The 24,878-nt window shown below is 66.3% G+C and carries 20 protein-coding genes and 1 tRNA gene; 11 read left to right on the forward strand and 10 right to left on the reverse strand.

Annotation, left to right across the window (positions count from 1 at the left end):
• Positions 1 to 166 precede the first annotated feature (166 nt).
• Genes purH through rpe form a run of 3 tightly spaced genes read right to left on the reverse strand, consistent with a single transcriptional unit; the run spans position 167 to position 4,288 of the window.
• Positions 167 to 1,756, reverse strand: coding sequence for a bifunctional phosphoribosylaminoimidazolecarboxamide formyltransferase/IMP cyclohydrolase (gene purH / locus AR323_RS02515; protein WP_057882350.1), 1,590 nt, complete (start codon positions 1,754 to 1,756; stop codon positions 167 to 169).
• Positions 1,757 to 1,763: 7 nt separating this feature from the next.
• Complete coding sequence (locus AR323_RS02520) at positions 1,764 to 3,614, reverse strand: heparinase II/III family protein (RefSeq protein WP_057882351.1); 1,851 nt, start codon at positions 3,612 to 3,614, stop codon at positions 1,764 to 1,766.
• On the reverse strand, positions 3,614 to 4,288 hold the full coding sequence (gene rpe / locus AR323_RS02525) for a ribulose-phosphate 3-epimerase (RefSeq protein WP_057882352.1): 675 nt from the start codon (positions 4,286 to 4,288) through the stop codon (positions 3,614 to 3,616). The genes AR323_RS02520 and rpe overlap by 1 nt, the downstream gene beginning before the upstream one ends.
• 245 nt (positions 4,289 to 4,533) lie before the next feature.
• Between rpe and AR323_RS02530 the strand changes: the two genes are divergently transcribed.
• Positions 4,534 to 5,034 carry a DUF2141 domain-containing protein gene (locus tag AR323_RS02530; protein ID WP_057882353.1) on the forward strand — a complete coding sequence of 167 codons (501 nt, stop codon included), beginning with the start codon at positions 4,534 to 4,536 and terminating at the stop codon, positions 5,032 to 5,034.
• A gap of 1 nt (position 5,035) precedes the next feature.
• Here AR323_RS02530 and AR323_RS02535 read toward each other — a convergent pair whose 3' ends face one another.
• Entirely contained in the window at positions 5,036 to 5,935 is a 900-nt protein-coding gene (locus AR323_RS02535; RefSeq protein WP_057882354.1) for a hypothetical protein, read from the reverse strand.
• On the reverse strand, positions 5,932 to 6,900 hold the full coding sequence (locus AR323_RS02540) for a diacylglycerol/lipid kinase family protein (protein ID WP_083495194.1): 969 nt from the start codon (positions 6,898 to 6,900) through the stop codon (positions 5,932 to 5,934). Before AR323_RS02540 ends, AR323_RS02535 begins: the two co-directional genes overlap by 4 nt.
• Positions 6,901 to 6,985: 85 nt before the next feature.
• Between AR323_RS02540 and AR323_RS02545 the strand changes: the two genes are divergently transcribed.
• From AR323_RS02545 to putA, 3 genes are all read left to right on the forward strand, one after another.
• Positions 6,986 to 8,182, forward strand: a complete 1,197-nt coding sequence (locus tag AR323_RS02545; protein ID WP_057882356.1) for a M20 metallopeptidase family protein — start codon at positions 6,986 to 6,988, stop codon at positions 8,180 to 8,182.
• A gap of 80 nt (positions 8,183 to 8,262) precedes the next feature.
• Positions 8,263 to 9,801, forward strand: a complete 1,539-nt coding sequence (locus tag AR323_RS02550; protein WP_057882357.1) for a long-chain-fatty-acid--CoA ligase — start codon at positions 8,263 to 8,265, stop codon at positions 9,799 to 9,801.
• A gap of 51 nt (positions 9,802 to 9,852) precedes the next feature.
• On the forward strand, positions 9,853 to 12,975 hold the full coding sequence (gene putA, locus AR323_RS02555) for a bifunctional proline dehydrogenase/L-glutamate gamma-semialdehyde dehydrogenase PutA (protein ID WP_057882358.1): 3,123 nt from the start codon (positions 9,853 to 9,855) through the stop codon (positions 12,973 to 12,975).
• 23 nt (positions 12,976 to 12,998) lie between these two features.
• On the opposite strand, the gene AR323_RS02560 is transcribed toward putA, so the two are convergent.
• Together AR323_RS02560 and AR323_RS02565 are read right to left on the reverse strand one after the other, a co-directional pair.
• Positions 12,999 to 13,892: an alpha/beta fold hydrolase gene (locus tag AR323_RS02560; RefSeq protein ID WP_057882359.1), complete on the reverse strand. Its 894-nt coding sequence runs from the start codon at positions 13,890 to 13,892 to the stop codon at positions 12,999 to 13,001.
• A 13-nt stretch (positions 13,893 to 13,905) separates the two neighbouring features.
• Entirely contained in the window at positions 13,906 to 14,547 is a 642-nt protein-coding gene (locus AR323_RS02565; protein ID WP_057882360.1) for a TetR/AcrR family transcriptional regulator, read from the reverse strand.
• A 135-nt stretch (positions 14,548 to 14,682) separates the two neighbouring features.
• Here AR323_RS02565 and AR323_RS02570 point away from each other — a divergent pair, with 135 nt between their 5' ends.
• The 5 genes from AR323_RS02570 (at position 14,683) to AR323_RS02590 (ending at position 20,114) form a co-directional block, all read left to right on the forward strand.
• Positions 14,683 to 17,064 (forward strand): TonB-dependent receptor, encoded by a 2,382-nt coding sequence (locus AR323_RS02570; RefSeq protein WP_057882585.1) that lies wholly within the window; start codon positions 14,683 to 14,685, stop codon positions 17,062 to 17,064.
• Between the two features lie 72 nt (positions 17,065 to 17,136).
• The gene (locus AR323_RS02575; RefSeq protein WP_057882361.1) at positions 17,137 to 17,679 is read left to right on the forward strand and encodes a C97 family peptidase; all 543 of its coding nucleotides are present in this window, start codon (positions 17,137 to 17,139) and stop codon (positions 17,677 to 17,679) included.
• A gap of 56 nt (positions 17,680 to 17,735) precedes the next feature.
• Positions 17,736 to 18,290, forward strand: a complete 555-nt coding sequence (gene dcd / locus AR323_RS02580) for a dCTP deaminase (protein WP_057882362.1) — start codon at positions 17,736 to 17,738, stop codon at positions 18,288 to 18,290.
• A gap of 79 nt (positions 18,291 to 18,369) precedes the next feature.
• A complete protein-coding gene (locus AR323_RS02585) occupies positions 18,370 to 19,551 on the forward strand; it encodes a saccharopine dehydrogenase family protein (protein ID WP_057882363.1) in 1,182 nt (393 codons plus the stop codon).
• 65 nt (positions 19,552 to 19,616) lie between these two features.
• Positions 19,617 to 20,114, forward strand: coding sequence for a DoxX family protein (locus AR323_RS02590; RefSeq protein WP_057882364.1), 498 nt, complete (start codon positions 19,617 to 19,619; stop codon positions 20,112 to 20,114).
• On the opposite strand, the gene AR323_RS02595 is transcribed toward AR323_RS02590, so the two are convergent.
• Both AR323_RS02595 and AR323_RS02600 read right to left on the reverse strand, forming a co-directional pair.
• Complete coding sequence (locus tag AR323_RS02595; protein WP_057882365.1) at positions 20,111 to 22,288, reverse strand: TonB-dependent receptor; 2,178 nt, start codon at positions 22,286 to 22,288, stop codon at positions 20,111 to 20,113. The two genes, AR323_RS02590 and AR323_RS02595, sit on opposite strands and share 4 nt — an antisense overlap.
• Positions 22,289 to 22,436: 148 nt before the next feature.
• Positions 22,437 to 22,511 (reverse strand) — tRNA-Gly (locus AR323_RS02600).
• Between the two features lie 195 nt (positions 22,512 to 22,706).
• Between AR323_RS02600 and AR323_RS02605 the strand changes: the two genes are divergently transcribed.
• On the forward strand, positions 22,707 to 23,606 hold the full coding sequence (locus AR323_RS02605) for a tetratricopeptide repeat protein (RefSeq protein WP_057882586.1): 900 nt from the start codon (positions 22,707 to 22,709) through the stop codon (positions 23,604 to 23,606).
• A 2-nt stretch (positions 23,607 to 23,608) separates the two neighbouring features.
• A complete protein-coding gene (locus AR323_RS02610; RefSeq protein WP_057882366.1) occupies positions 23,609 to 24,220 on the forward strand; it encodes an LON peptidase substrate-binding domain-containing protein in 612 nt (203 codons plus the stop codon).
• Positions 24,221 to 24,242: 22 nt separating this feature from the next.
• On the opposite strand, the gene AR323_RS02615 is transcribed toward AR323_RS02610, so the two are convergent.
• Complete coding sequence (locus AR323_RS02615; protein ID WP_057882367.1) at positions 24,243 to 24,878, reverse strand: MarC family protein; 636 nt, start codon at positions 24,876 to 24,878, stop codon at positions 24,243 to 24,245.

Raw genomic sequence — 24,878 nt, forward strand, 5'->3', positions numbered from 1 at the left:
GATTCGGCGAAATGTCCCAAAGGTCGCAGTGGCCATGGCGGCCGGCCCGGCCGCGTCCCGTCTGCTGTCCGCACGTGTCAAAGAACGGCGAGACACATCGCAGGGCGCGGCCGTGTAGGAAAACGAAAGTCCCCCTCAGGGCGAACCGGAATGGATGGAAACCGCTCTAGTGGCGGAAGTGGCGCATCCCGGTGAATACCATCGCGAGCCCGGCTTCGTCGGCGGCCTTGATGACTTCGTCGTCGCGGATCGACCCGCCCGGCTGGATCACCGCGGTCGCGCCCGCTTCGGCTGCTGCCAGCAAACCGTCGGCGAAAGGGAAGAACGCATCCGATGCGACGGCACTCCCCACCGTCCGGGGCGTGTCCCAGCCGAATTTCGTCGCCGCTTCCGCTGATTTCATCGCTGCGATGCGCGACGAATCTCGTCGATTCATCTGTCCCGCGCCGATCCCGGCGGTCACCCCGTCCCGGGCATAGACGATCGCATTGGATTTCACGTGGCGCGCCACGGTCCAGGCGAACAGGCAGTCCTTGAGTTCCTGTTCGGTCGGCGTGCGCTGCGTAACAACCTTCAATTCGGCTTCCAAAATGGCGCCGTTGTCGCGGGTCTGCACAAGCAGTCCGCCGGTAATCGGCTTGATCGCCAGCCCGCCGCGACGCGGATCGGGCAGGTCGCCGGTCAACAGCAGGCGCAGGTTCTTTTTTCGGGCAAAAGCTTCGCGCGCCGCCGCGTCGGCATCGGGGGCAACGACGACCTCGGTGAAGATCTCGCAGATTGCCTCGGCGGTCGGTCTGTCGAGCGGCACGTTCACCGCCACGATCCCGCCAAAGGCCGAAACGTCGTCGCAGGCAAGTGCCTCGCGCCAGGCCTCGAGCAGGGTCGGCCGCTGGGCGACGCCGCAGGGGTTGGCGTGCTTGACGATCACCACCGCGGGCTCCTGTCCCGCAAACTCGGCGACGAGTTCGAGCGCCGCGTCGGCATCGGCGTAGTTGTTGTAGGACAGCTCCTTGCCCTGCAGCTGCTCTGCCTGCGCGATGCCTTTGCCGTGCGGGCCGACCGGCGTGTAGAGCGCGGCCTTCTGATTCGGGTTCTCGCCATAGCGCAGCTCGCTCACACGGCGACCGTTGACGCAGAGCAGGTCGGGGAACAGTTGCTGCTGGTCGGCGAAGGCGAACCACTGGCTGATCATGCTGTCGTAGGCTGCGGTCGCGCTGAACGCCTTGGCGGCCATGCGCTTGCGGAAGGCGAGGGTCGTCGCACCGTCGTGCGCGCCCAGTTCGGCCAGCAGGTCGCCGTAATCGGCCGGATCGGTCACGATGGTCACGTAGGCGTGGTTCTTCGCGGCCGAGCGGACCATGCTCGGGCCGCCTATATCGATGTTCTCGATGATCTCGTCGCGTGTCGCGCCCCGCGCGACGGTTTCCTCGAACGGGTAGAGGTTGACCACGACCAGGTCGATCGCACCGATCTCGTGCGCTTCCATCGCGGCGGCGTGATCGGGATTGTCGCGCACCGCCAGCAGCCCACCGTGGACCATCGGGTGCAAGGTCTTCACCCGGCCGTCCATCATTTCGGGGAAACCTGTGAGTTCCGACACGTCGCGCACCGTCAGCCCGGCGTCGCGCAGAGCCTTGGCCGTGCCCCCGGTCGACACGAGTTCGACGCCCGCATCGGCAAGGGTAGAGCCGAGCGAAACAAGTCCTTCCTTGTCGGACACCGAAAGCAGCGCCCGCCTGATCGTCACGTCAGTCACGGTTGGTCTATCCCATTTTCTTGAGGAGCCAGGCGAAGCTACCGCCGCTCCTCGGGGTCATCCCCTGAATCACGATCTGCTCTATCGGATGCGGGCGGCCCTGGCCATCGACCCACAGGCTTTCTTCGACGGACAGTTCCACGCCCTCGCCGGCCTGACCCAGGCGGAACTGCCAGTAACTGCCGTCGGGCAGGGCCAAGCCGGCTCCCAGCCTGTCTTCGGAAAGCCCCAGATCGATTCCCGGGCCGATATGAAAGCGTAGCGCGAAGCCGATCTTGCCGCGTTTGGCGGTCTTGCCCGCCGGAACGAGCAGGTCTTCGCCGCGCAGTTCGCTGCCGTCGTCGCGCAGGATCAGGATACGGCGATGGACCAGGCCGTGGCGGCTTGCGTATCCGTCGTGGCTCGCTTCGAGCCGCGTTGCGCCGCCGGTATCTAGGCGCATGACCCGGCGGTCGATCTCGACCTCGCCTACCCCCGCGCCGAGCTTCCCATGGAGCAGTACCGCCGTGGAATTGGCGTCGGCGAGCGACAGCGTGGAATGCGCCGCGGTTCCCCGCAGACCCTGCTCGATCCGTACCGGAACCTGCCCACCTGCAAACGCCGCGCCGCCGCAGTTTACGATCAATCGCTGCGGTCCGTGGCTGAATTCGAAGGCCAGGGTCGACGCGCAGCCCGACCGCGCGTGCCGAGCCAGGGGAGGCGGGGCTGCATCGAACTGCAGCACCGCCTTGCCTCCACTGGCGCGCTGATAGCCCCACTGGCGCGCTTCCTTGAGCGGGCGCGTCCGCACGCCGCTCGCCGAAACGAGCGCGGCGATTCGCTCTGCCGTGACCGCGCCGGCGCCTTGCCACGATCCCAGCCCACCGTCGCCATGAGTGAGGCCGAGGAGCGGAGGGACGAGCATCGCCAGCATGGCCTCGATCGCCGCTGGCGGATCGCGCCGCACCGCGCGGTAGCAGGCCTTGAGCTCTACCAGCAGCACGATGGCGTCGATCTGCGCGAGCGGACTGCGCGAAAGCACACCACCATCGTCGGCCACGAGTTCGCCCAGTGCGCGGATCAGACCCGCTTCGCCGTAGAGCCGACGGGGCTTGCCGTCCGGCAGAAGCAGACCGGCCGCGACGATCGCGGTCCAGCCGGCGACCTCGCCCAAGCGATCGGGGGCTTTGCTCACGTTGCGGTCGAGCCAGCGCGCTGTCTCGTTGATCGCGGTCAATGTCCGGCTGCGCAGCTTGGCATCGCCCGACAGGATCAGCGGGGCGTGGACCAGCCAGCCGAGCAGTCGCTGGCCCGCATTCTCGACCTGCCACGCCGCGCCCTTGCCGGGCTTGCGGTTGGCGGCGAGCCAAGCCGACAGAACCCGTTCCGCGGTTCCCGTGCACTGCTCGCGCGGGGCGCAGGCGGCCAGGTCGCGCAGCCAGGTGAAGCCGTGGATCGTGCGGGCGAACGGCGGCGTGAGCGTGGCGACGGGCGAGAAATCCATCTGCGCGATGGGTGCCTTCACGCCATGCACGAAGAAATGCCCTGCACGCAGCGCCACGCCTGCCGATCGCTCGCCCACGACAGGGCTGTCGACGGTGCCGAGCAGTCGGGGCTTGGCCGCCTTGCCGAAGGGGCGGACCAGCGTGGTGCCGGACACGCCGAGCCGATAGGCCAGACGGATCAGCGCTTCGCCGGCACCGAGCGAAGGCGGCGCGAAGTCGGCGATCGCGAGTGCCCGGCCCGGCTCGATGACTTCGCCGGGCGCATCTTCCGTCGATGGCAGGGCCTGCAGCTCTTCCGCGCGGCCGAGCGGTATCGCGCGTGCCTCCTTGGCCGGGGCGCGCTCGCGGATCGTGCCGAGCGCCGCGTCGGCCATCAGGCGCGGACCTCTTCTTGCCCCTTCAACGCCGCGATGTTCGCTGCGTAGCGGTCCGGACCGCCCTTGAAAGTGGCCGAACCGGCGACCAGCACGTCGGCCCCGGCGTCAACGCACTGGCGAGCGGTGACCGGATCGACCCCGCCATCTACCTCGAGGTGAATCGCGCGGCCCGTCTTGTCGATCATCTTGCGCACCGCTTCGATCTTGCGAAGCTGGCTGGAGATGAAGCTCTGACCGCCGAAGCCGGGGTTTACGCTCATCACCAGGACGAGGTCGATCTCGTCGATCAGGTAATCGAGCATCTTGGCGGGCGTTGCCGGATTCAGGCTGATTCCCGCCTTCTTGCCCAGCGCCTTGATCGCCTGCACCGTACGGTGGACGTGCGGCCCGGCTTCGGGATGCACCGTGATGATGTCCGCGCCGGCCTCCGCGAAAGCCTCGAGCCAGTTGTCGACCGGGCTTACCATCAGGTGGACGTCGAACGGTTTGGCGGTATGCGGGCGCAACGCCTTCACCACGCCCGGGCCGATGGTGAGGTTCGGCACGTAATGGCCGTCCATCACGTCGACGTGGATCCAGTCGGCGCCGGCGACGTCGATCGCGCGCACCTCTTCGCCCAGCCGCGAAAAGTCGGCTGACAGGATGGATGGGCTGATCAACGGGCGGGCCATGGCGGACGCGGGCTCCTGATGCCTTTCCCCGGCTTAACCACCGCGTTGGAGAGCGCACAAGCGAGTGACACCCCTTTTCCACACCGCCCCCGATGGAAATGCACGGAATCGCGGGACGGGAATGCTTGCACATTCCCAATTCAGCACAAATTCAGCCCGAGAAGGCCATTTACGCGTCCGAACAGAGGGGCAACTCGGCGAACGCGGCTTGAGCAGCGCGCCCTCCCCGCCATATGGACACTTCCATGAAGACCACCAGATTTCGCTTTTCCGCCGTCCTGCTTGCCTCCGGCGCGCTGATCGTCGGAGCCGGTGCGCCCGCCAGCGCGCAATACAACCAGAAGATCGGCAACGACATGAGCCAGTGCCGTAACGGTGCCGGCCCTGCCGTTCTCGTGACGGTCGATGGCGTGAAGAGCGCGCAAGGGCGCGTACGGGTGCAGACCTATCGCGCGACTTCGGGCGACTGGCTCCAGAAGGGGCGCTGGCTGAGCCGCATCGAAACGGGGGCAAGGGCCGGAACGATGACATTCTGCGTTCCGGTACCTTCGGCCGGTTCCTATGGCATCGCGGTCCGCCACGATCTCAACGGCAACGGCAAGACCGATCTTTCGAGCGACGGCGGCGGAATGTCGAACAATCCGTCCATCAACATCTTCAATCTGGGCAAGCCAAGCTACACGAAGACCGCGTTCCCCGTCGGCAGCGGCGTGAAGTCGATCAGCATCCAGATGCGATATATGTGATCTAGCGCGGGTCGGCGTGCCGGGCGCGCCAGACCCGCCACAACACACCCGGCGCGGCGAGCAGCGGGTGTTTTTCACGCCACGGCGTGACCACGATCGCCACCCCGGTGTGCCGTTCTATCTTCCACGCGGCATAGGTGGCTGCGCCCTCGAACGTCGTGCTTGCCTTCGCCAGTCGCAGCAGGTTGAGCGGTTTGCCGAACCTTTCGCGGATGCGCCACCATTCAAAGATGCGGCGCCGCTCGGCGTCGCTGAGCCGGGGAGTGAGGATTTCACCCTCGCGATCGAAGGAGATGCCGCTAGCCTGCCACGCAAGCGGCAGGAGGCCGGCGAAGTGTGCGGCGTTGACCGATAGAATATCGTTCTCGCGCCCGGCTTTCTCTACCCGGAACTCGGCGCGATAGGTGGCCCGGAACAGCGCGCGCCAGAATGTGGAAGCCGTCCCCCGCGCAGGCCCAAGCGCCGCGGCGAGCCGCGCGGCTGTCTGCGCTGCAGCGGCCACCGCACCGGCTACCGATCTGCGAGCGGCTTCGTCCTTCGCCCAGGCCAGTCCGGCGGGCTGGACGAACCGTGCCCAGATCGTCGTGTCGCGCGATTCGCCGCGAGCGGCCCGCTCGAACGTGTCCAGCGCCATCGTCGCGATCTTGGCGCGCAGGGTCAGTCTGCCACGCGGCCATTCGCGATACGAAACCAACGGCCAGATCTTCTCACGCTGGGGACCCGGAAGCAGGACGTAGAAATCGAGCACGCCGTCAAGCGATCCGGTGCGCAGATTCGAACCATAGAACAGCACTGCGAGCGCGCCGGCCTCGCGCCCCAGTTCAGCGGCGATGTCTGCTACCTCGGGTGCAACGGGAGCGTCGAGCGCCGTCGCGACGCGCTCCTCGAGCGTACCCGTCACGGGACGACGAACGACAGCTCGGGCCCGGGGACGATCGCATAGCGGCCCTCGGGAAAGGCCTCGCCGTCGAGGATGAAGCGTCCACCCAGGTCGATCTCGATCCGATCGGTCGCGCAGCGGTGCACACCGTTCTTGCGCAGCCAATCGCCGTCCCAGCCACCCGCGATCGCCGGGATCGCGGCCATCACGCGCCGGCGCGGGTGGTCGAGCACCGCCATCTTCATCCCCTCGAGCTCGCCGAACGGCTTTGCGCCCATCGGAAAGCGCTCGAGCGTGGCGGCCAGCATCAGCATCCGCCGATCCGGCTCGCCCCAGCGAGTGCGCGGTAACTCGTCGCGTCCCGGACCGGTGCGGATCGTCATCGGTACGCCCCGACGCCAGCGATTGCGATCGCTCCCCAGCAGTCCCTGAACGATACCCCAGACGGCGGTCGCACCCACGGCTAGACTGTCGAACGCGCCAAGGCGGTGCGCGTCCTGTCCCGCCGCGATCGCGGTGGTGAACACGCCCGCGCCGAATACGAACCCGGCCAGTTCTCCGCCGCCCTCGAGATCGCGAACGATCAGGGGCCGGCGCGTGACCCGGTTGCCGCGGCGCAGCGCGCCGATGACCCCGGCGACGTCCCAGTCCTTGGGCGCACCGAGATCGACGTTGAGCGCGTTGGTCTTACCCGCGGGTATTACCGCAAGCGCGGGCCAGTTGTCGCCGAACAGCGACAGGCCGGCGGTCAGCACGTCGCGCACGGTGCCGTCGCCGCCGCTGATCGCGATGCATTCCACACCCTTTGCCAGGAAGTCCTCCAGCGTCGGGCGGAGGTCCGCCCTGCTGGACGGCGTGGCGATGTGCACGCCGGGCAGCGCCGCGATCGCATCGCGCACCTTGGCGTTGCGATGGCTGCGCGGGTTGAACAGCACGCCCACGCCTGCTGCGGGAGCCGGTTCGCAAGAGGCGAGGGTAAGGGCCATATCGTCGCTCGGCCTTTAGATGGGCAGCCGGGGGCCATGCCACAAGTTTTTGCCACTTGCGCCGATCCCGGGTTACCCTGCCACCATGCTGCACCCCGACCTGCTCGATTCGGCGCGCGCGATCTCCGATCGGATCGTGACCCTGCGCCGTGCCATCCATGCCGAGCCCGAGCTTGGCCTCCACACGCCGCTGACGCTGGCCAAGGTTCGCGCCGCGCTGGCGCACCTGCCGCTGGAATGGCGCGAGGGCGGGGCGACCACCGGGGCGGTCGCGACCCTCAAGGGCGCCAGTAAGGGCCGCCGCGTGCTGCTGCGCGGCGACATGGATGCCTTGCCGATGCCCGAGGAAACGGGCCTCGACTTCGCCTCGACCATTCCGGGCCGGATGCATGCATGCGGCCATGATACCCACACCGCGATGCTGGCCGGCGCGGCCGAATTGCTTTGCGCGCGTCGCGATGAGATCGCGGGCGAGGTCCAGTTCATGTTTCAGCCGGGCGAGGAGGGCTATCATGGCGCGCGTCACATGCTCGACGACGGCCTGATCGATCCGTTGCCCGATGCGGCATTCGCGCTCCACATCATGCCCAATGCTCGTCACGGCGCGGTAGCCGGGCGGGCGGGCGCGCTGATGGCAGCCGCGGACCAATTCGATATCGTAATCCAGGGCCGCGGGGGCCACGCCTCGATGCCGCACGATACGCTCGACCCGGTGCCTGCCGCCTGCGCGGTGGTGTCCGCGATCCAGGCTATGGTGACGCGCCGGTTCAACGCCGCCGACGCGGTGGTGGTGACGGTGACGATGATCGAGGCGGGCACGGCACACAACGTGATCGCCGACCGGGTCAACCTGCGCGGCACGATCCGCACGCTTTCGCCGCGCAACCGCGATACGGTCCATCGCCTTGTGGAGGAGACCGCCAGCGGCGTAGCTGCGGGATACGGCGTTCGCGCCGACGTGACGATCACGCACGGTTTCCCGGTGACGATCTGCGACGAGCGTGCGGTGTCGCTGGGCTGCACGGTGACGGGCGAACTGTTCGGAGAGGCAGCGTGGACCCCGATGCCCGCGCCGATCATGGGCGCGGAGGATTTCTCCTACGTGCTCGAAAAGGTGCCCGGGGCGATGTTCTTCCTGGGCGTCGCACACGAAGGGGACGACTGGCGGTCGTGCTGCTCCATTCATTCGACCCGCATGGTAGTCGACGAAAGCGTCCTGCCGCGCGGTTCGGCACTGCTCGCCGGGTGCGCGCTGCGCTTCCTGGAGTCCGGGTTCGACTAAGCCGCTTGCGGTAATCGGTTCGCTGCAGCAACCTGTTCCCGCGGAGATTCGCCAGCACGGCGGACCCGCGGGAGAGGCCGATGCAATTCGAAGACAAATCGCGCACCCTGGGCGAGGCTTTGGCCGATTGGGCGAAGGCGATGCCGGACGAGACCGCGCTGCGCCATGGCGACTTGACGATCGACTGGAAGACCTACGACCGGCACGTCACGCAGATTGCCAACGGGCTGGCCGCGATGGGCCTCAAGAAGGGCGACCGGGTCGCCTACCTCGGCAAGAATGGCGCGCGCGCATGCGAACTGGCGATGGGCTGTGCGCGTGCGGGAATGATCGTCGTTCCGGTGATCTGGCGCCTCGCTCCGGCGGAGATCGAATACATCCTCAAGGACTGCGATGCCTCTGCGCTGTTCGTGGAACCGCTGTTCGAAGGCCAGCCCTTCGATGGTCCGCGCACGATCATGGACGAACGGTTCGACGCCTGGCGCGATGCGCAGCCGGACGCGGCGGTAACGACTCCGGTCGACCGTGGCGACGTGTTCCTGATGCTCTATACCTCGGGCACCACGGGCATGCCGAAGGGCGTCATGCTGACCCATCGCAACGCGACGGTGCTGCGCCCGATCGTGCAGGAAACCGGGCTCGGCTGGTTCAACTCCGAACCGGGCGATGCGCTGATCCACGCAATGCCGTTCGGCCACATCGCCGGGATCGGATCGATGACGAGCGCGGTCAATTCCGGACAACACCTGATCGTGCATACCGAGTTCGATCCCGCGCTGATCATCCGCGACATCCAGCGTTATAACGCCAAGCAGGCGTTCCTCGTCCCAGCCGCGCTCGCGATGATGTTCGACCACCCGGACGCGAAGGATGCCGATTTTTCCAACCTGCAGGGCATGGGCTACGGCGCCAGCCCTATCCCGCTCGACCTGCTCAAGCGGGGGGTCGAGCGCCTGCAGTGCGACTTCGCGCAGATGTACGGGATGACCGAAACCTATGGCACCGTGGTCTGCCTCGGCCCCGAAGATCATGGTCCGGGCAAGGAGCACGTCATGCGTGCGGCGGGCAAGGCGCTGCCGTCCGTCGGGCTGCGCATCCTCGACGAGAACGGTAACGACGTGCCGTCGGGCCAGATCGGCGAGGTGGCGATCAACAGCCCGACCAACATGGCCGGTTACTGGAACAAGCCGGAGGAGACCGCCCGCGTATTGAGCGCTGACAACTGGCTGCGCACCGGCGATGCCGGCATCCTCGACGAGAACGGCTACCTGTTCATCCAGGACCGGATCAAGGACATGATCATAACCGGCGGCGAGAACGTCTACCCGGCTGAAGTCGAGAGCGCGCTCTACGGCCATCCCGACGTTGCCGATGTGGCGGTGATCGGCGTGCCTGACGATCGCTGGGGCGAGGCGGTCAAGGCGGTCGTCGTGCGCCGACCCGGGGCCGACCTCGAGGCCGACAGCGTCATCGCCTGGGCGCGCGAGAAGATCGCCGGGTTCAAGTGTCCCAAGACGGTCGATTTCATAGACGCGCTGCCGCGCAATCCGTCGGGCAAGATCCTGCGCCGCAGCTTGCGCGCGCCCTATTGGGAAGGGCGCGACCGGCAAGTCAACTGATCGGCCACTCTGGTGCTTGATTGCAGGTGAAACCGGGTGCAGGGGCGCGCCATGCCCAGCGCCCCTGCGATCGACCGCCACGCCCTTCGCCTCGCCTACCGGATGGAGGAGGAGGCCTGCGTCGCCGAACGCATCCGAATGGCCGCGCCGGCGCAGGCCGTGCATGGCGAGGCCGCCCGGATCGCGGGCGGGCTGATCGAGGGCGCGCGGGCGCGCAAGGCCAGCGGGCTCGACGCGTTCCTGCAGACCTACGGCCTCGATACCGAGGAAGGCATCGCGCTGATGTGCCTGGCCGAGGCGCTGCTGCGGGTGCCCGACGCGGCCACCGCCGACGCGCTGATCAAGGACAAGATCGGCGCGATCGACTGGAGCGAGCACCTCGGCGAATCGAGCTCGACCTTCGTCAACGCGGCGACCTTTTCGCTGATGCTGACCGGCGAAGTGCTCGATCCGCCCGAAGCGCACCAGCGCGGTGCGGGTGCCGCGCTCAAGCGCGCAGTGGGCCGCATGGGCGAGCCGGTGATCCGCAAGGCGACGCTCCAGGCCATGAAGATTCTCGGCGGCCAGTTCGTGTTCGGGCGGACGATCGACGAAGCGCTCAAGCGTGCCGCACCGGAACGCGCGAAGGGACTGACGCACAGCTTCGACATGCTGGGCGAGGCAGCGATGACGTTCGCCGATGCCGAGCGCTACCGGGCGAGCTACGAGGCCGCAATCGCGCGGCTTAGCCGGGAAACGAATGCGGGGTGGGAGCGATCGCCGGGCATCTCGGTCAAGCTCTCGGCGCTCTATCCGCGATACGATTTCCTCCATGCCGAAGCGGCCAGGGCGGCCCTGGTGCCCATGCTCAAGGACCTCGCCGCCAAGGCGCGCGACGGCGGGATGCACTTCACCATCGACGCCGAAGAAGCCGAACGGCTCGAACTGTCCATGGACATCATCGAAGCGCTGGTCGCCGACGATGAACTGTTCGCTCGGGCCGACGGCACGAGCTGGACCGGTTTCGGCCTTGCGCTGCAGGCCTATCAAAAGCGCGCCGTTCACATGTGCGACTGGGTCGCCAAGCTGGCGCGGCGGCACGGGCGGCGTGTTTTCGTGAGACTGGTCAAGGGCGCCTATTGGGACAGTGAGATCAAGCTGAGCCAGGTGGGCGGGTATGCGGATTATCCGGTGTTCACCCGCAAGGTCGCGACCGACGTCTCCTACCTCGCTTGCGCTTCCAAGTTGCTCGAGGCCGAGGACGCGATCCATCCCGCATTCGCGACGCATAACGCCTACACGATCGGGGCGATCAAGGCGCTCGCCAAGGGCCGCAAGTTCGAGTTCCAGCGCCTGCACGGAATGGGCGAGGACGTGTACGAGGAACTCGCCAAGACCGAAGGCAATGACCGCACGCCGGTGCGCATCTATGCGCCGGTCGGCGGGCACAAGGACCTGCTCGCCTACCTCGTGCGGCGCCTGTTGGAAAACGGCGCAAACTCGTCGTTCGTCAATCGCATGGCCGATGCCGGCGTGCCGGTGTCCGAGCTGACCGTCGATCCGGTAGCAGAACTGGCCGCGCTGCAGCCCAGGCGCAATCCCTCGATTCCTCTGCCTCCCGAAATCTTCGCCAACCGTGCCAACAGTGGGGGCGTAGACCTTGCCGATCCGCTCGTGCTCGCGCCGCTTCTCTCCGAGCTGGAGAAGCTGGCGGATCGCCGCTGGGAAGCTGCACCGACGTTTGTGGCATCGCAGCCGGGTGAAATTGCCCCGATCACGTCGCCGCAGGACATGATCCGCGAAGTCGGCACCAGGCGCGATGCCACCGCGATCGAGGTCGCCGATGCGATCACCCGCGCCGAAGCGATCCAGCCCGGCTGGAACGCACTCGGCGGCGAAAGGCGCGCACTGCTATTGGAAGCGGCTGCCGACGCGTTCGAGGCGCATACGGCGGAATTCATCTCGCTGTGCCAGCGCGAGGCGGGCAAGACTTTGATCGACGGCGTGCTCGAAGTGCGCGAGGCGGTGGACTTCCTGCGGTTCTACGCGGGCGAAGCGCGGCGGCTGTTCTCGGCGCCGATCCCCTTGCCCGGTCCGACTGGCGAGGAGAACCGCTTGAGCCTCGCGGGGCGCGGCGTGTTCGCCACCATCAGTCCGTGGAACTTCCCCCTGGCGATCTTCATCGGGCCTGCGGCCGCTGCGCTCGCGGCGGGCAACACTGTGGTCGCCAAGCCAGCCGAACAGACCCCGCTGATCGCCGCGCTCGCGGTGCGGCTGTGCCACGAGGCGGGAATTCCGGAGGAGGTCTTCCAGCTTCTCCCCGGCGCGGGCGAGGTGGGCCAGCTCATCACGGCGGACCCACGCATCGCCGGGGTTGCCTTCACCGGCTCGACCCAGACCGCGCAGGCGATCAACCGCAGCCTGGCCGCGCGCGAAGGACCGATTGCCACTCTGGTAGCAGAGACCGGCGGCCAGAACGCGATGATCGTCGACAGCTCGGCGCTGCCCGAGCAGGTGACCCGCGACGTGGTCGCCAGCGCGTTCCAGAGCGCGGGGCAGCGGTGCAGCGCGTTGCGCGTGCTCTATCTGCAGGATGACGTCGCCGACGCTATGCTCGAGATGATCAAGGGCGCATTCGAAGCGCTCGAAATCGGCGATCCGGCCGATCTTGCCACCGATGTCGGCCCGGTCATCGACGAGGATGCGCGTAGCCAGCTCGAGCGTCATGTCGCGCGGCGGACGACCGAAGGACTGCCCGTATGGCGGCGCGAGTTACCCGCAGGCGTCGCAGCCGGCTGCTTCGTCGCCCCGACGATCATCGAGATCGGCTCGATCCGCGACCTCAAGCGGGAGAACTTCGGGCCTATCCTGCACGTCGCCCGGTTTGGCGCGGGTGAGCTCGAAAGCGTGATCGCCGATATCAACGCTGTCGGCTTCGGTCTGACGCTGGGCCTGCACAGCCGCATCGCCGACACGCGGCGGACGGTCGAGCGACTGGCGAAAGTCGGCAACCTGTACGTCAATCGCAACCAGATCGGCGCGGTGGTCGAAAGCCAGCCGTTCGGCGGCGAAGGACTGTCGGGCACCGGGCCCAAGGCCGGCGGGCCGCACTATGTCCTGCGTTTTGCGACCGAGCGCGTGGTGTGCATCGATACGACCGCTGCGGGAGGGAACGCGAGCTTGCTGGCGAGCTGAGCGGCGCGCTCGGCCGGGCTGGGTCAGGGCACCCTGTCGAGGAACGACAGCAGCGCGTCCCTGCTTGCGGACTCGCTCAGTGTGGGCGCATGGCCGACGCCAGGCACCTCGACCAAGGTGACGTTCGTACGCCCGGCAGCCATGCGCTCTGCCGTCTTCCCGCTGAGGATGTCGGAGGTTTCCCCCCTGATCACCAGGGCCGACCGCGACCTCACCAGGCTGCGATACAGTATCCACGCGAGAAACGCGGGGGCCTTCGCCTTGCCGGCGTTCAGCGGCGCGGCGATGGCGGGATCGTAACGGGGCGTGGGTGCGCCAGTGCCGCGCGTGTAGGTCCGCGCGGTCATCCGCTCCCAGTCGTCGTCATCGAAATGCGGCAACGAGCTTTCGTTGAGCGTGCGGACATAGGACACCGCATCCGCCCAGCTGGCCAGGTTTACCGGGCGTCCGACATAAGACTGGATGCGGGCCAATCCTTCGGGTGAGACTTCGGGGCCTACGTCGTTGAGAACAGCGGCCGCGATGCGTCCGCGATTGCGCAGCGCAAGGAACATCATGATCACGCCGCCCATCGACGTTCCCACGAACACGGCCCGACCGATGCCGAGCGCATCGAGAAGTTCGACGACGTCGTGCGCGTAAGTGCGGGGCGCGTAGTTCGCGGAATTGACGTCCCACTGCGATTCGCCGCGCCCCCGTACATCGGGAACGATCACCCGCCGTCCCGTTGCCGCGATAAGCGGGGCGATATCCTCGAAATCACTGCTGTTACGGGTCAAGCCGTGGAGGCAGACGACCGGCAGGCGCGCCGCGCCCCCGGCACCGGAATAGTCGCGGCAATAGAGCGACAGGCCGTCGCTCGATGTCCAGCGGCGCTCGACAAAGCCGGCTTCCGGCTCGTTCTTCCCGCCGATCATCCGTGCATATCTTTCAAGTCCCAGACCGATGAGGCGGCGCGATCCCGTTGCGCAGCAGCCGCTCGATCACCGCCGCGATTTCCGCAGGGTTGCGGCTGTCGTCCCACGCGCCAAATCGCATGCCGAGGAACACGTTCATGCCCATCAGCGCCCAGGCGCGCACTTCGTTGTCGCCGGGAGCGATGTCTCCATCGTGCGCCGCCTGGTCCAAGCGCGCCGCGATGCGCCCGGCCGCATTCTCGTAGTGCGCACGGTAATTGGCGGGGTCGACGAATTCCGCCTCGTCGATGATGCGATAGATTTCCTTGTGCTCGCGGGCGAAGCTCAGGAACGCGGACGTAACGTCGCGCTCGCGTTCGATCCCTGAAATGCCGTCAGGCATGGCGGCTGCGGCCGCTTCGGCGACTGCCCGGCTCATGTCGCGCACCAGGGCGGAGAAGATCGCCTCCTTGCTGTCGAAATAGGTGTAGAAACTTCCCAGCGCAGTACCGGCGCGCCGCGTGATCCCGCTGATCGATGCGGCGTGGAATCCGTGCTCACCGAATTCCTTCGCCGCGGCATCGAGCAACTTGCGCATCGTCGCGCGACCCCGCGCGGTCCGCGGTTTCTTGCTGATGCTTGCGGCACTCTCCCCGGACTGTGCTCTTGTGGCCATTGCGCAACGGATATGCGCTGCGGCACGAACAGGCAACGAAAAAAGTTGAAAGGTGGTTCAGGTTTCAATAATGGAGGGGCAAGAGTGCCGGCAAGGCTCGGCACCATGTCAGGGAGAGACGAACCGATGATCCGCATGCCCGTCCGCGCAAGCCGCATTGCCCTTGCCAGTTCGCTGGCTTTCGGTGCTTTCGCCATGCCTGCCACTGCGCAGGATACTGCTGGCGAGCCGGAAGTCGCAGCGAGCGAAGCTGACGGTGCCATCATCGTTACCGCGCGTCGCCGCGAGGAAAATCTCCTCGACGTGCCGATCGCGGTCACGGCCTACAGCGCCGAAGCGCTCGAGGAGAGCGGCTCTCTAGACATCACCGACATCGGTGACACGACCCCCAATGTCACCGTCGAGAACAGCCGTGCCACCAACTCGACGTTGTCGGCATTCATCCGCGGCGTCGGCCAGCAGGACCCGGTCGGCGGGTTCGAGGCCGGCGTAGGAATCTACCTTGATGATGTGTACCTCAACCGTCCGCAGGCCGCGGTGCTCGACATATACGACGTCGAGCGGATCGAAGTGCTGCGCGGTCCACAGGGCACGCTCTATGGCCGCAATACGATCGGCGGCGCGATCAAGTATGTCACCCGCCGGCTTCCCGACGATCCCGAGTTCAAGCTGCGCGCGACATACGGCAGCTACGACCAGGCCGACGCCGTGGTCAGCGTCAGCGTTCCGCTGGGCGACATGTTCAAGTTCGGCGCATCGGGCGCGCGCCTGAGCCGCGGTGGATTCGGCGACAACCTCAACCTCGGCATCGAGAACTACAACAAGGACGTGTGGGCGGGGCGCGCCTCGGTCGAATTCGAATCCCCGGACAATCGCCTCTTCGTGCGCATTTCGGGCGACTACACGAAGGATGAATCGAATCCGCGCAACGGCCACCGCCTGATCCCCGGTTTCTTCTCGGGCGCGCCAGTCCTCGACAACGTTTACGACACACGCGCTGGGCTTTCGACGCCGACCCAAGACGTCGAAGCCTACGGCCTGCTGATGAATGTCACGGCCGAGCTGAGCGACAACTTTACGCTGCGCAGCATCAGCGCGTGGCGCGAAGACAAGACCTTCGGGCCGATCGATTTCGATTCGCTCCCGACGATCGACGTCGACGTGCCGGGCATCTACTTCAACGACCAGATCAGCCAGGAAGTGCAGTTTCTGTACAACAGCAGCAGACTTAACGGCTTGGTCGGGTTCTATTACCTGGAAGCCAACGCGCTGACCCAGTTCGACGTGATCCTGGCGACGACCGGCCCCTTGATCGGCATCCCGCAGGCGAGCAACTTCGGCCAGTTCACCAGCGGTGACGTCAACACCGAGACCTGGTCGGTGTTCGGCGACTTCACCTTCGACTTCACCGATTGGCTGAGCGTGTCGGGCGGCATCCGCTATACCCGGGACAACCGCCGTTCGGTGATCTACAAGGCCAACCGGCTGTTCCTGCCCTCGCCGTCGTTCGGCGGCAACGGGGTCGATCTCGGCGCGCCGATCACCAATTTCACTGGGAAGGCCCGCTTCGACAAGTGGACCCCGCGCATCTCGGTCTCGGTCAAGCCGACGGAAGACTTGATGGTCTATGCGTCGTATTCGCAAGGCTTCAAGGGTGGCGGCTTCGACCCGCGCGGCAGCGCCAACATCACGCCCAATACCGATGGCGTCGCCGGACCGCCGAGCTACGCGGAAATCTACGACTTCTTCCTGTTCGAGCCCGAAACGGTCGACAGCTACGAAGTCGGCATCAAGGGTTCGCTCTTCGACCGCGCCTTCACTTACGCACTGACCGGCTTCTATGCCGATTACACCAACGTCCAGATCCCGGGATCGGTCGGCGTCGACGCCAACGGTGACGGGATCTTCGAAGGCTTTGCGGGTGTCACCACCAACGCAGGCAAGGCGCGCTTCAAGGGGATCGAGGCCGAAGTGTCGGCCCGCCTCGCCCGCGACTTCGCGGGTCCGGGGTCGGGTATCACTCTTGGCGGCACCGCCGGTTACATCGACGCGGAATACCAGGAATACTTCGCGATCATCGCCGGGGTCGAAACCAACCTTGCGCCGTTCCGCGGCATCCAGAATACGCCCAAGTTCACCGCATCGGCCACGCTCGGCACAAACCTGCCGGTCGCGGGAGGCGACTTGTCGGCCAACCTGACGCTCTCGCACCGCTCGCGCACCCAGCAGTTCGAGATTGCCAATCCCTATCTCGACCAGCCAGGCTACGAACTGCTCGATGCGGGCGTGACCTACCGGTTCACCGGCGACCGGTTCACCCTCGGCGTTTACGGCAAGAACCTGACCAACGAGCGCTACATCACCTCGGGCTATCCGTTTATCGCGACCAATGCGACGACCGGTGTGCCCGTCCTGAGTGGCGGCAACCCTGTTCCCGCGCTTGGTCGCGAAGGTGTCCTGACAGCGTTTTACGGCAACCCGCGCCAGATCTTCGTGACCGGTTCGGTGAAGTTCTAAGCCGAGGAAGTCCAAGCGGCTGAAATCGCGGGGGGTTCATTCACGCGGCGGGGAATGATAGGGCGCGGCGTAATGCGTCGCACCCTTTTCCTTCGCCTCTGGGCCACCATCGTCGCCGCCGCCGTCCTGGCTTGGTCGCCGGCCGCGACGGCCAAGGTGACGATGAGCTTTCACAGCTTCAACGGCTCGGTCCTGTTCGGCCGTTACCCGCACACTTTCATCGTCCTTGAAGGAACCGAAGAAGCCACCGGTCGACGCGTCAGCGAGAATTACGGTTTCTCGGCGAAAAGCGCCGGGCCTGCGGTCCTCAATGGGCCGGTCGAGCACATCGTGATGACCGAGAAGCCAAAGTACATCAAAACCACCAATCGGCATTTCACGGTCGAACTGACCGACGCCGAATACCGCCGCGTCGTGCAGGAAGTGGCCCGCTGGCGCGACGCGCCGGGCAGGTATTACGACCTCGATACCCGCAACTGCATCCATTTCGTCGGCAAGATGGCCGAGATCGCGGGCTTGCGGGTCGAATTTCCCAAGTCGATGCTGCGCAAGCCGAAGGCCTGGCTCAACCACGTCACCGGACTCAATCCGGGCCTGCGCGCCAAGCCGATTTAGCGGATAAGCAATCCGGCTCGCTTGCTACCGGCCCCGGCGTGGGGAAAGACGGGTGCATGGCGATTCTTTCCGACACATGGATCCGTGAGGCGGCGACGACGCGCGGAATGATCGAACCTTTCGTGGAGGCGCAGCGGCGCGAAGGCTGCATCAGCTACGGCCTGTCCAGCTATGGCTACGATGCCCGGGTGGCCGACGAGTTCAAGATTTTCACCAACGTAGATTCGGCGGTGGTCGATCCCAAGGATTTCGCCGCAAACAGCTTCGTCGATCGCAAGACCGATGTCTGCGTCATCCCGCCCAATTCCTTCGCGCTGGCAAGGACGGTGGAATACTTCCGCGTGCCGCGAGACGTGCTGGTCATCTGCCTCGGCAAGAGCACCTACGCGCGTTGCGGCATCATCGTGAACGTCACCCCGCTCGAACCGGAGTGGGAAGGGCACGTGACGCTCGAGTTTTCCAACACCACTCCGTTGCCTGCGAAAATCTACGCCAACGAAGGCGCGTGCCAGTTCCTGTTCCTCAAGGGTGAGCAGCCTTGCGAGACGAGCTATGCCGACCGCGCGGGCAAATACATGGGCCAGCGCGGCGTGACACTGCCCCGACTCTAGCAACGTAGTTTCCAGCCGCGACGTAGCGGCTTTGACTCAGGTCTCGTCGCGGCGCATCCCTGCGCCAAAGGAGAGTCCGATGGCCGATACCCCCCGCGAGTTCGATATCGTCGTCTATGGCGCCACCGGGTACACCGGGCGGCTCGTCGCCGAGCATTTCGTGCGCGAATACGGTGGTAAGCCCGACGCCCCCAAATGGGCGATGGCGGGGCGATCGAAGGAGAAGCTCGCCGAAGTGCGCGACCTGATCGGCGCGCCGGCCGACACGCCGCTCGTCATCGCCGATGCGAGCGACCCCGGTACGCTCGACGCGATGTGCCACCGCACGCGCGTGGTCCTGACCACGGTCGGGCCCTACCAGCTATACGGCGACGAACTGGTGGCGACCTGCGTGCGCAGCGGCACCGACTATGCCGACCTGTGCGGCGAGCCGGTGTGGATGCGCCAGAAGATCGACCAGCACGAGGACGCCGCCAAGGCGAGCGGGGCGCGCATCTGCTTTTCGAGCGGGTTCGATTCGATCCCCTTCGACCTGGGTGTGTTGATGGCCCAGAAAGAAGCGAAGGCGCGGTTTGGCGCACCTGCGCCGCGGGTGAAGGGGCGGGTACGCGGGATGGCCGGCGGCGCTTCGGGCGGGACCGTTGCCAGCCTCACCGAAACGATGAAGGCGGTCGCGAAGAACCCCAAGCTGATCGGCGTCCTGCGCTCGAGCTTCGGTCTGACCCCTGGGTTCGAGGGTCCCGACCAGCCCAGCGGGATGATCCCGCACTACGAGGAGAGCCTCGGCAAGTGGGCCGCCCCGTTCGTGATGGCGCCGATCAACACCAAGAACGTCCATCGGACCAATTTCCTGCTGGGCCACCCATGGGGCCAGGACTTCCGCTATGATGAGATGGTCCTCACCAGCCCGGGAGACGCCGGCAAGGCGGCGGCCAATGCGCTCGCCTCGATGATGAAAAACCCGTTCGGCGCCAAGCCGCCCAAGCCGGGTGAGGGGCCGACCAAGGAAGAGCGCGAGAACGGCTTTTATGACGTGCTTTTCGTGGCCGAGATGCCTGACGGTCGCGCGCTGCATTACGCGGTAAAGGGCAAATACGATCCGGGATACGGGTCGACCAGCCGGATGTTGGCTGAGACCGGCATGGCACTACTCGAGAGCAAGTCACCAGGCGGAATTGGCACGCCGGGGTCGTTCCTGGGTGAAGCGCTCGTCGAGCGTCTGCGGGCGCATGCGGAGATTACGTTCGAAGCGGAAAATTGACCGATCTTGGCCATTTCCCGCGATGGTGCGTTACCTAGGGGAAACTGGGGATAGGAGCTTTCGTCATGCCCGCCATTGCCGCGTTTTTCGGTCGCCTGATGCTTGCCGCACTGTTCGTGCTGGCGGGCATTCCGAAGATCATCGATCCATCGAGCGCAGCCACGATGCTTCAGGGAGCGAACCTGCCTGCAACTCTCGCTCTGCCGGCCGGCGTGTTCGAGGTTGTCGCCGGCCTGCTGCTCGCGCTCGGCTTCATGACGCGCTTCGTGTCGATCCTGCTTGCGGGCTTCACTCTGCTGGCGACCTTCTTCTTCCACAACCAGATCGGCGATCCGCTGCAGGCGGCGATGGCGATGAAGAACATCGCGATCGCTGGCGGCCTGCTGGTCGTCTTTGCATACGGCCAGATGCGCTGGAGCTACGATCACATGCGTACCACCCGCAAGGGCGAGATCGCGACCCGCAAGGCCGAAGAGCGTGCCCACGAGGCCGAGCTGGCCGCGGCGCGGGCCGAAGGCCGCGCCTCGGTGCTCGACCGCGATGGCGACGGTCGGATCGGCTAGAAGCTCGCGCGCAGGCTCAGCTTGAAGTTGCGGCCCGCCAGCGGCACGAAGTCCTTCGTGAAGCTGGCGTGTCGGCGAACTTCGGAGTCGAACACGTTGTCGACCTGAGCCAGCAGGGTCAGATTGCTGCTCCCGGCCAGTGGCTTCCATGCGATCGACGCGTTCACGTGGGTGAAACCGTCGGTCGGCGTCTCGAACGGCGCGACCCGGTCCTGGGCGGAGAACCACTGCACTTCGCCGCGAACGTCGAAGGGTCCGGTCCCGGCTTCGAGAGCGCCCAGCAGGCGAAGCGGCGGGATGCGGGGCAGCGGCGTGCCGTCCGACAGCGATGCGCGGACGTAGTCGCCGCGCAGGTCGGCGCGCAGCGTGAACCCGTCCGATTGCACCAGCGGATAGCTGATCTCGCCCTCGACGCCGAAATAGCGGGCGTCGCCCTGCCGGTACGCGAACACCGGCAGGCCGTCTTCTTCACCGCCCGTTTCAGCCAAGTAGATGTAGTCGTCGAACCAGCTGTTGAAGACGGCAAGGCTGACCGTGCCAGCGCCCAGCGCGCCGCGCGCGTAGCCCTCCAGACCCCAAGCCGTTTCGACCGTCAGGTCGGGGTCACCGATCTCGAACGCCTGCGTGGCGATGTGCGGTCCGTTGGACAGCAGCTCTTCCGCGCTCGGCGCGCGGGCCGCGCGGCTGCCGCTGACGCCGAAGCGCAGGCCCCCAGCGGTTTCGTAGGCAAGGCCGAGTGCGCCCGAGAAGGTATCGAATGATCGATTGAAGCCGACGACCTGCGATTCGACGTCGGTCGTCTCATATCGGCCGGCGACTTCGAGATGGACCGGGCCTACGTCGAACTCCTGCAGGCTGAAGATCGCGAGCTGTTCGGTATCGTTCTTGGGGACGTAGGCTTCCGCCCCGAAGGCGTCGAAATCTCGGAAATAGTACTGCACGCCGGTCGAACCGCCCCAGCCGCCGCGGCGGTTCTGTTCCAGCACGGCGCGGGCCTCGATGCCCTTCGTTTCGAATACGGTGCCGACTTCGTCGCCCTCGAACTCGGTGTGGGTATAGTCGCTGAAGCCGACCCGCGTGTTGAGCGCCGAGAACGCGCCATCGCCCAGCGCGAGGCGGCCGCGCATGTCCGCGCGGTACTGGCGCAGGCCGATCGAGACGGTCTCTGCGCCCTCTTCCTCGCCGCCCTCTTCCTCCTCGCCTTCCTCGCCGTGCGCGTGGCCGGCGCCGGGGCGCGTCGGCACGCCATAGGCGGTATCGTAGATGCCGAACGATGCGCCCAGATTGCTGTCGCCTTCGAAAAAGGCAAACCCGGCATTGGCGCTCCAGGTTTCGGTCGCGCTGTTGGGCAGCACGCCGCGCGTGTCCGCTAGTTCACGCAATTCCGCCGCTTCATCGAGGTGACCTTCAGCCTCTTCCTCGGCCGCATCGGCGAGAACGTCTGCCCGCAGGTCGCGCGAAAGAACGAAGCCGGGAATCTCGACGTCGTCGGTCCGGCTGTAGGCGCCGTCGACATGGAACACGAAGCGCTCACCGACCGGCACGTCGAGCGAAGCACCGCCCTGGCGCAGCTCCGAGGCGGTATCGAGTGCGCCGATCACGTCGAGGTGGAGGTGCTCGTCGAGGCGGCGCTGCGGGATGCGCTTGTCGATCACGTTGACCGCGCCGCCGATTGCCTGGCTGCCGTACAGCAGTACTGCCGGACCGCGCAGGACTTCGATCCGTTCTGCAGTCAGCGGGTCGATCGTGGTGGCATGGTCGGCCGAGGTGTTCGAGACGTCGATCGTGCCGATCCCGTCGACCAGTACGCGAACGCGCTCGCCGGAAAAGCCGCGCAGGACCGGGCGCGAAGCGCCGGGGGAAAAGCTTGTCGAGGATACGCCCGGCAGCGACGTCAGCACGTCGCCGATCTGGCCCGCGAGATTGCGCTGAAGTTCGTCGCCCTCCATCACCGACACGCCGGCCAGCACGTCGAGCTGTTCGAGGCCCGCCGCCGCCGTGACGACGATTTCGCCGGTCGTCGCGACACGCCGGTCGTGGAAGTCGTCGGGCACCGGACGCGGCGCCGGTGTGGGCGCGGGGGCCGTCTGGGCATAGGCCGGAGCGGCGGCTGCGCAGAGGACGGTTGCGATGGACAGGGCGAGGGGGCGATTAGCGATTGAACGATACAACATATCGCGCGCTCATAGCCATGCGATCGGTGCTGTCCACACCAAAAACGACGAAATGCCTACGCTCGAAGACGGACGGATTCATCGTCTTTACCAGTCGAATGCGACATCGGTCCCCTGAGGGACGCGTTTGCACGACAATGTCGGGAAATGGAGCGGGCGAAGGGATTCGAACCCTCGACCCCAACCTTGGCAAGGTTGTGCTCTACCCCTGAGCTACGCCCGCTCACTGGCGTTTGGCCGGGGCAGTTGCCCGGGCCGGGGAGGCGCGCGATTAGCAACAGGTCACCGGTGCCGCAAGCGCTAAATCGAGCCGATCGTTTCCGCTTCACAAATGGCTGCGAACGCCCACATTGGTTTCTCGCACAACGGTGCACCGCAGTGCACAGACATATCGCAAGGGGACCTGAACGTGGCCAGCATGGGGCTGAACCTCGACGAGCAGAAGGCGGTCGACCGCTTCCGCAAGGATGTCGTCGAACCGTCGATGAGCAAACTCGTCGTGCTCGATTTCTGGGCCGAGTGGTGCGGGCCGTGCAAGGCGCTTACGCCGGTGCTGGAAAAGGTCTGCGGCGAATATGCCGACAGGGGCGTGGTCCTGGCCAAGATCAACGTCGACGAGGAACAGTTCATCGCCGCGCAGTTCCAGGTGCGTTCGATCCCCACCGTCTATGCGATGTTCCAGGGGCAGCCGGTTGCCGACCTGACGAATGCGCGGGGCGAATCGCAATTGAAGGCGATGCTCGACCAGCTGCTCGAGCAATTGCCGATCGGCGGCGAGGCGGAAGCCGGACCCGACGTCAGCGAATTCGTGGCGATGGGCGAGCAGGTCCTGGCCGATGGCAACGGCGAGCGGGCCGCAGGCATTTTCACACAGGTCGCCGAAATGGCCCCCGACAATGCCGCCGCGCACGCCGGGCTGATCCGCGCGCTCGTGGCCGCTGGGCGGACCGAGGAGGCTCAGGCCCACGCCGCCGGGCTGGACGAAAAGCTGGCCGGTGATCCCGCGGTCAAGGCGGCGCTCGCCGCGCTGGAACTGGCGGGCGAGAAGGTCGACGATACCGAACTGCAGAACCTGCGCGCCGCCGCTGCCGAGCGTCCCGCCGACATGGACGCGCAGATGGCCTTCGCCGAGGCCGCCTTCGCCGCCGGGGAGCGCGATGCCGCCGCCGATACCTTGCTCGGCATGATCCGCACCGATCGGGAGTGGAACGAGGGCGCCGCCCGCGCGCGACTGGTCAGGATGTTCGAGGCGGTCGGACTTGAGGATCCGTGGGCGGTGGCGACGCGCCGCAAGCTTTCGACGATCCTGTTCGGATAACCGTGGCGACCCGCCTGTCCATCTTCCCGCTGCCCGGCGCGATCCTGTTTCCCGGATTGCACCTTCCGCTGCACATCTTCGAACCGCGCTACCGGGCGCTCGTGGGCGATGCGCTCGCCAGGGACCGGCGGATCGCGATGATCCAGCCGCAATCGATGGCCGAGGGCGCGCCGCTCTTTTCGATCGGCTGCGTCGGCAAGATCGACGAGGTCGAGGCGCTGGACGACGGACGCTACAACATCGTGCTGGCCGGCGAAGCGCGGTTCCGCGTGCGCCGCGAGCTCGACGTCACGACCCCGTTCCGCCAGGTCGAGGGCGACCTGCTGCTGGAGGACGAGGGGGCCGCCCTCGCCAGTGTCGAGCGGGCCGGGTTCGAGCAGGAGGCGCGCGCCTTTGCCGAAGCGCAAGGCTACATCGTGGACTGGGATTCGGTGGCGCGGCTCGACGACAGGACGCTGATCGACGGAGTCAGCCAGATCGCCCCGTTCGATCCCGCTGCCAAGCAGGCGCTTCTGGAAGCCGACACGCTGTCCGAGCGGTGCGAACTGTTGATCCAGCTTATGCAGTTCTTCGGACGCTCCGATCCCGACGAGGCCCGCGTAACGCTGCAGTGATCCTCCCCGTGCCGGGGAGGAACTAGAGCCCGAAGCTGCCTTTCAGCCCGTCGATCACGTATTGCGCGGCGAGCGCGGCCAGCAGCACGCCGAGAAGGCGGGTGATGACGGCCTCGACCCGCGCGCCGAACAGCCGCATCAGCGGGCTCGCGGCGATCAGCGCCAGCAGCGTGAGAAGCAGCACCGTCCCCAGCGCGCTCAGCACGACGAGGGTGTTCTCCAGCCCCTGCGCCTTGGAGGTGAGCAACATAACGCTGGCGATCGCGCCGGGTCCGGCGAGCATCGGCATCGCCATCGGAAACACGGACACGTCGTCGACCTCGGGCTTGCCGGCATGGTCGGCCACGACCTTTTCCGCGCGCTGCTCGCGGCGCTGGGTGCGCTTTTCGAACACCATGTCGAGCGCGATCACGAACAGCATGATGCCGCCGGCGATGCGAAAGCTGTCGAGCTCGATGTGCAGCGCGTTCAGCAGGTCTTCGCCGAACAGCGCGAAGATTACCAGGATCACGCCCGCGATCAGGCAGGCGCGGATCGCCATGCTGCGCTGCTGCGCGGCGCTCGCTCCCTTGGTCAGCCCGGCATAGATCGGCGCGCAGCCGGGCGGGTCGATGACCACGAACAGGGTGATGAAGGCAGAGAGAAACAGTTCGAGCAC

Origin of the sequence: Tsuneonella troitsensis (assembly GCF_001441535.1) — a bacterium.
GTDB lineage: Bacteria > Pseudomonadota > Alphaproteobacteria > Sphingomonadales > Sphingomonadaceae > Tsuneonella > Tsuneonella troitsensis.